This window comes from Dissulfurimicrobium sp. (assembly GCF_049968175.1).
GTDB classification, from domain to species: domain Bacteria; phylum Desulfobacterota; class Dissulfuribacteria; order Dissulfuribacterales; family Sh68; genus Dissulfurimicrobium; species Dissulfurimicrobium hydrothermale.
The window spans coordinates 1-6326 of the sequence record NZ_JBMFRG010000087.1 but is presented as its reverse complement, the minus strand read 5'-3'; the positions used below and the strand labels follow the sequence as shown (position 1 = coordinate 6326).

At 50.6% G+C, this 6326-nt stretch carries 5 protein-coding genes; 4 read left to right on the top strand and 1 reads right to left on the bottom strand.

Annotation, left to right across the window (positions count from 1 at the left end; genetic code table 11):
• Both ACP5SG_RS09160 and ACP5SG_RS09155 read left to right on the top strand, forming a co-directional pair.
• Window positions 1-876, top strand: an 876-nt coding sequence (locus ACP5SG_RS09160) for a PDDEXK nuclease domain-containing protein (RefSeq protein WP_428123855.1), incomplete at its 5' end; no start/stop codon positions are given.
• Window positions 869-3379, top strand: a complete 2511-nt coding sequence (locus tag ACP5SG_RS09155; protein ID WP_428123847.1) for a GIY-YIG nuclease family protein — start codon at window positions 869-871, stop codon at window positions 3377-3379. The genes ACP5SG_RS09160 and ACP5SG_RS09155, both read left to right, overlap by 8 nt.
• A gap of 39 nt (window positions 3380-3418) precedes the next feature.
• Here ACP5SG_RS09155 and ACP5SG_RS09150 read toward each other — a convergent pair whose 3' ends face one another.
• Entirely contained in the window at window positions 3419-4231 is an 813-nt protein-coding gene (locus tag ACP5SG_RS09150; protein WP_237888467.1) for a DUF3786 domain-containing protein, read from the bottom strand.
• Window positions 4232-4329: 98 nt separating this feature from the next.
• Here ACP5SG_RS09150 and ACP5SG_RS09145 point away from each other — a divergent pair, with 98 nt between their 5' ends.
• Both ACP5SG_RS09145 and ACP5SG_RS09140 read left to right on the top strand, forming a co-directional pair.
• Entirely contained in the window at window positions 4330-5319 is a 990-nt protein-coding gene (locus tag ACP5SG_RS09145; RefSeq protein ID WP_237888466.1) for an aminoglycoside phosphotransferase family protein, read from the top strand.
• Between the two features lie 2 nt (window positions 5320-5321).
• A partial coding sequence (locus ACP5SG_RS09140; protein ID WP_428123838.1) for a hypothetical protein occupies window positions 5322-6326 on the top strand: 1005 nt, incomplete at its 3' end.

The window sequence follows — 6326 nt, the reverse complement described above, 5'->3', positions numbered from 1 at the left end:
CACATCGTGGAGTTCGAGCAAAAGGGGAATATCAAGGCCGAATACGGCAGCGAACTGCTCGACCGGCTTTCCAAGGACCTCGCGGCGGAATTTGGTAAGGGATTCAGCCGTTCCAATCTGGTTTATATGCGCAAGTTTTATCTTGCCTTCCCAAAAAGTGAGACACTGTCTCACAAATTGACCTGGAGCCACTACTTTGAAATCCTAAAAGCTGATAATGATCTAGAAATCAGTTTCTATGTCAAGCAGTGCGAGAAGGAAAACTGGAGCGTACGCGAGCTGAAACGCCAGATGAAAAGCATGCTCTTTCACCGGCTGGCACTGAGCAGGGACAAGGCGGGAGTGCTGGAGATTGCCCAAAAGGGCAGTGAGGTGCAGCAAGCCGAAGACCTGCTAAAAGACCCCTATGTGTTTGAGTTTCTCGGCATTCCGTCTAAACAACAATACCTGGAAGGCGAATTGGAGCAACGGCTCATTCAAAACCTGGAGTTATTTCTATTGGAGCTCGGCAAGGGATTTGCCTTTGTGGGCAGGCAATACAAGATAACGTTGGCCAATCGCCATTTCTATGTAGACCTGGTGTTTTATCACCGCATCTTGAAATGTTTTGTGCTTATAGACCTCAAGCGCGGCGAGATTGATCATACTGACATCGGGCAGATGAATCTGTATCTGAATTATTTTGCCAAAGAAGAAAATGTGGAGGGCGATAATCCGCCCATCGGCATCGTGCTGGGCGCTTACAAAGACCATATTTTGGTGGAATATGCAACGCAGAACATCACCAATCAGTTATTTGTGAGCAAATATCAGTTGTATCTGCCGGATAAAAAGCAGTTGCAAACAGAACTGGAGAGGCTGTTGAGCGATGGCTAATCAAGAATTCTTTCCGCAACGACCCAAAATCGAGCCCAAGATCTACGCATATGAGGACACCAATCCGCAGTATGCTGGTTTGCTCAAGATCGGCTATACCACCAAGAGCGTGCAGGAGCGGGTGGCACAGCAGTACCCCACCCTGCGCCCTGGCGGCAAGATCCCATATCACATTGTTCTCGAAGAGCCTGCCCTACGCAATGATGGAACGGGTTTTACTGATCATGATGTACACCGCATGCTGCGCATCAATGGCATCCGCAACGAGGGCGGTGAATGGTACCGCTCTACGGTTAAACAGGTGAAGGCAGCTATCAACGCCGTCCGTGAAGGGCAGCTCTTCGAAGAACAGCGCTCATTGAATTTCAAGATGCGGCCTGAGCAGGAAGCTGCAGTTCAAAAGACAATAGCCTACTTCAAGAGCTACCGGCGCGAAAACCACAAGCCGCCGCATTTCCTCTGGAACTGCAAGATGCGCTTCGGCAAGACCTTCGCTGCCTATCAACTCGCCAAACGCATGGGGTGGAAAAAGATTTTGGTGCTCACCTTCAAACCGGCGGTGCAGAGCGCCTGGGAGGAGGATTTGCGCTGCCACGTGGATTTTCAGGGGTGGCAGTTCATCAAGCCCGGGGGCCTCACCTACGACGAGGCTGACAAAAATAGGCCCATCGTCTGCTTCGGTTCGTTTCAGGATTACCTAGGACGAAATCCCAGCACGGGGGGCATCAAGACCAAAAACGAATGGGTGCACGCCACAAACTGGGACTGCGTGATCTTCGATGAATACCACTTCGGCGCCTGGCGCGAAAAGGCCAAAGACCTGTTCGAAGCGGAAGACGAACGGGAACGCAAGGCGGCTGAGGGTGAAGCCATTGATTACTTCGATGAGGATATTCTGCCTATCACATCCGACCACTACCTGTATCTTTCCGGCACGCCGTTTCGGGCCATTGCCACAGGAGAGTTCATCGAGGAGCAGATCTACAACTGGACCTATTCGGATGAACAAAAGGCAAAGGAGGAATGGAAGGGACCGGACAATCCCTACGCCGCTCTGCCGCGCATGGTGCTGATGACCTATCAGTTGCCGGATGCCATCCGGGAAGTGGCCATGCAGGGAGAATTTGACGAGTTCGATTTGAATGTCTTCTTTTCGGCGGAAGGTATCGGCGACAAGGCGCGGTTCAAATATGAGAATGAGGTGCAGAAGTGGCTCGATCTGATTCGGGGTGCTTTTCTGCCGACCAGCATAGACAACCTCAGGCTGGGCGCGCAGAAGCCGCCGCTGCCTTTTTCCGATGTCAGGCTCTTGAGCGTGTTGACCCATACGCTCTGGTTTCTGCCCAGCGTTGCCGCGTGTTACGCCATGCGGAATCTGCTCGCGAAGAGGCAGAACCGTTTCTATCACGATTACAAAGTCATCGTGGCCGCCGGCAGCGCCGCCGGGATCGGCGTTGCTGCCCTGCCGCCGGTGCTGAGTGCTATGGACGATCCCCTCAAAACGAAAACTATCACTCTGACCTGCGGCAAACTGACCACGGGGGTTACGGTTCGTCCGTGGACGGGCATCTTTATGCTGCGAAATTCCTCCAGCCCGGAGACCTATTTTCAGGCCGCCTTCCGCGTGCAGAATCCGTGGACCATCAAGAATCCCGTTGGGGCCTCACCCAATGAGGAGCTGATCCTCAAAGAGGAATGCTATGTTTTCGACTTCGCCCCTGATCGTGCCCTGCGGCAGATTGCAGACTACAGTTGTCGGCTGAACGTTAACGAGGATGATCCCGAGAAAAAGGTAGAGGAATTCATTCACTTCCTGCCGGTGCTGGCCTATGATGGCAGTTCCATGAAGCAGATCGATGCCACCGGTGTGCTGGACATGGCCATGAGTGGCACCACAGCAACTCTTCTCGCTCGCCGCTGGGAGAGTGCTCTCTTGGTGAACGCAGATAACGACACCCTGCGGCGTCTCATGAAAAACGAACAGGCCATGAATGCCCTGATGAGCATCGAGGGCTTCCGGAACCTCAATCAGGACATCGAAACCATCATCAACAAGTCCGAAGCCGTGAAAAAGGCCAAGAAAGAGGCCAACGACAGGGAGCTTTCTAAGGATGAGAAGAAGCAACTGACGGATGAGGAGAAGGAATACAAGGGCCTCAGAAAGAAAATTCAGGAGAAACTTGTCAAGTTTGCCACGCGGATACCTATCTTCATGTATTTGACGGACTATAGGGAAAGAACGCTCAGGGATGTGATCACTCAACTGGAGCCTGGGTTGTTTAAGAAGGTGACGGGGTTAACGGTGAAAGACTTTGAGTTGCTCGTTAGCCTAGGGGTGTTCAACAGCGCCCTGATGAATGATGCGGTGTATAAGTTCAAACGGTATGAAGACCCCAGTTTGGTTTATATAGGCATCAATCGTCATAGAGGGGAGGACGTCGGGCTTTATGACACTGTTCTGCGGCGGGCGGAGTATGACGTGATTCTTGCTGAACAGAAATGACCCCGCAGGATGACAAGAAAAGGCGGGCAGGTAAAGCGCCTAGGTTATCTTAACATCAATTGCCTTTTGGCGTCTTTCAATAAGCGTCTCGGTAACACGCTCCGATATAAAGACCAAGGACTCTATGTCCAAAAAGTCGAGTGCTCGTGAGTCAAAGAGCACCTTGACCCTGGCCTCGAAACCGTCTTCCCTGTCTGCATCCCAGAAATGTATCTGGATGGGCACCTTGGGAAGGGCCGGGATGACAAGGCACAGGTCGGCATGACACGGCAAGACTGGCTCGGCGCCGAGGTCGTTGGCTGCGGCCTTTAGTCCTGCAATATCCCCTTCAAAGGCTGCGGCCAGTTTTTCTTCGGTATAACGGCGGAGCGTCACCACCTTCGATATGGAATTGGGAAATGACTCGAGTCCAATCCATTTTCCGGACAACATGCCGTTTCCTCCAGAAAAGACATAATTGTAAAGGAGGATGTGATCCCTTGGGTCGAGTTCTTTACCATTTTTGTCGAAAATCCCCTGGGCCGATATCGTTACCTCACCTCCGAGATAGTCGAGCTGGAGGATAGGATCTGTATCTGTTTGTATTACCAAGGCACCGAGACCATCTGCCCTTTTGGCGAGGTTGATCCCTTTGAGTCTGGATTTGAGTTCTTTTACCAGGGCCGTCTCGATATTTTCTTGTCGATGCTTTTTAGCATCCGCATCGCACAGCTTTTTTTCTATATATGGACACCTGTCCTCCTGTGCCCCCATATTTATTACCGCAGCCGCGAATGCCATACATGTCGGAAAGCCGCACCTTCCGCAATTGGTCTTTGGTGTGAGTCGAATTATATCGAAGATCGTTTTCATGCAGTAACTTTTTATACGTAACAGCTTTTGCCGAGGCAAGAGATGAAGAGGTTGCTTTATTGTGATAAATAATCATATCAAAATCGAGGGCAATGTAAATGGTCATCAGCAAGATCAAGATCCGCCTCCTTGAGCCGATTATGCCTGATGGTTCAGAGCGTAGGTTCTGCAGAGGCGTATATGGAGATGGGCAGTCCTGCATAGTCATTTATCCCAATCCCGGGGAAAATGGCATTCGGGAGGCCGCGAGCTATGTGTCCATAGGTAGGCATTTGAAAAAGGTATCCATACCTGTGCCTGAAATATATGATTTTGATGCCGCGGCAGGTATAATAGTAGCTGAAGACCTTGGCGATATCCACCTTCAAGACGAGGTTAAAAGGTTGTCGGATGTGGGCGATTGGCAAGGGGTTGAACGTCTATATGAGAGGGTCTTGTCCATCTTGGCTGCTATGGGTGTCAGGGGGCGGGACGGTTTTGATGCGTCATGGTGTTTCGACGTGCCATCTTATAATGGCGAGTTCGCTTTCAAAAAGGAAGTCCTTTATTTTTTGGACTCTTTTATTACTACAATGATGGGAATCAGGCGGTCGGCTGTGTTGGAGGCCGAGCTCAAGGTCTTTTCAGTGGCCGTTGACGATATGCCCCGGAATTTCCTTATCCACAGGGATTTTCAGTCTAGAAATCTCATGATATGCAGGTCTTCCATCGGGGTTATAGATTTTCAGGGTGCGAGGTTTGGGCCTTTGGGCTATGATGCCGCCTCCCTGCTCTTCGACCCGTATGTCTCCCTGCCGCTTCCCCTTGTATGGGGTCTTTTTGACCGTTATACAAGGACATTGGCAGATTTAGGGGTGTTTTTTAATCCAAGGAAATTGAGGCACGATTTCAAGACGCTTGCTATTTTTAGGCTCATGCAGGCATTGGGGGCCTACGCCTTTTTGGGTGTAACAAAGGGAAAGGGCATTTTTTTGGACTACATCCCAGCTGCCATTTCAAATCTTGATGCGCTCCTTCATGATGAAGAATTTAATGGGCTAAGGGGATTGAAGACCGTCGTCAAGGATATAAGGCGAGGATTTTTATAAACATGGATACCAAGAAGATCGCGTGGATTAGTCTGATTGCCCTGCTGATTATTGTCGCAATTTTATACCTTGCCCCCCCTTTTTTTATGCATGGCAGGGATATCCCCACATTGGCGTCAAGGGAGCTTGCGAATGCGCTCGGCGGACGTGTTGAGATAGGGTCTCTTAAATTGAGGTGGTTTCCCTTGCCGCATATCCAGGCGCAAAGGGTCAGGATTGAAAGTGCGGCTTTGGATTTGACCTTGCCACAATCCGAGATCTATCCCAGATGGGAGCTCATACCACTTGGACGTTTTGAGTTCAGGCGTATTTATCTGATAGATCCTGACATCCGAATAAAATCCGCCGGCAGGGGTGGTAAGGGTCTTTTTCTGCCACCTGGCATGGTGATTGTTAAAAATGGACACCTGATCGTCTCACCGAAGGCCATTTCATGGCTCACGAGGCCGCTTGCATTATCAGGTTTAAATGCGGACCTCTCCGTAAAATCAAATGAAGTGGACGTGTCACACCTTGAGTTCCAGGCGGATTTTATAAAAAGGGCGGCATGTCAAGGCAAGTTCGATCTGAGAAGCGGTCCTTTCGCCTTTAAACTCGATATGAAAGGATTCTCCCCGCACCTTGTCCCGTTGCATTTGGAGCGTCTCGGCGATATGAGGCCGGTCAATGCCGCTGCAGATATCACGCTTGAGGTTGAAGGAAAGGGGTTTGGCGACTTCAATGCCAGGATCAAGGGAGATGCGCCGATTTACAGAATGGTTGTAAACGGTGAGGATCTTGACCTCTCATCTAAGGCCTTTGATGTCTCTTTTGAAAGGCGAGGGGATGGGCTGTCGGTCTCGGTTGACAGGTTTGAGATGGCCAGCCCTGCATTTTCGATGACCGGTTATCTTAAGAAGAGATACGATGTCGGGCAGTCTGAATCCGTATGGGACATGGCCTTCAAGGCCAGTAATGTGGACCTTGTTGGGGTCAGGAAGGCCGTTCTTGCCCTTCTTGGTAGATAT

Excerpts from the sequence above, each read along its gene's own strand:
- ACP5SG_RS09155 (WP_428123847.1), top strand. The coding sequence starts at position 869 with ATGGCTAATCAAGAATTCTTTCCGCAACGACCCAAAATCGAGCCCAAG.
- ACP5SG_RS09150 (WP_237888467.1), bottom strand. The coding sequence starts at position 4,231 with ATGAAAACGATCTTCGATATAATTCGACTCACACCAAAGACCAATTGC.
- ACP5SG_RS09145 (WP_237888466.1), top strand. The coding sequence starts at position 4,330 with ATGGTCATCAGCAAGATCAAGATCCGCCTCCTTGAGCCGATTATGCCT.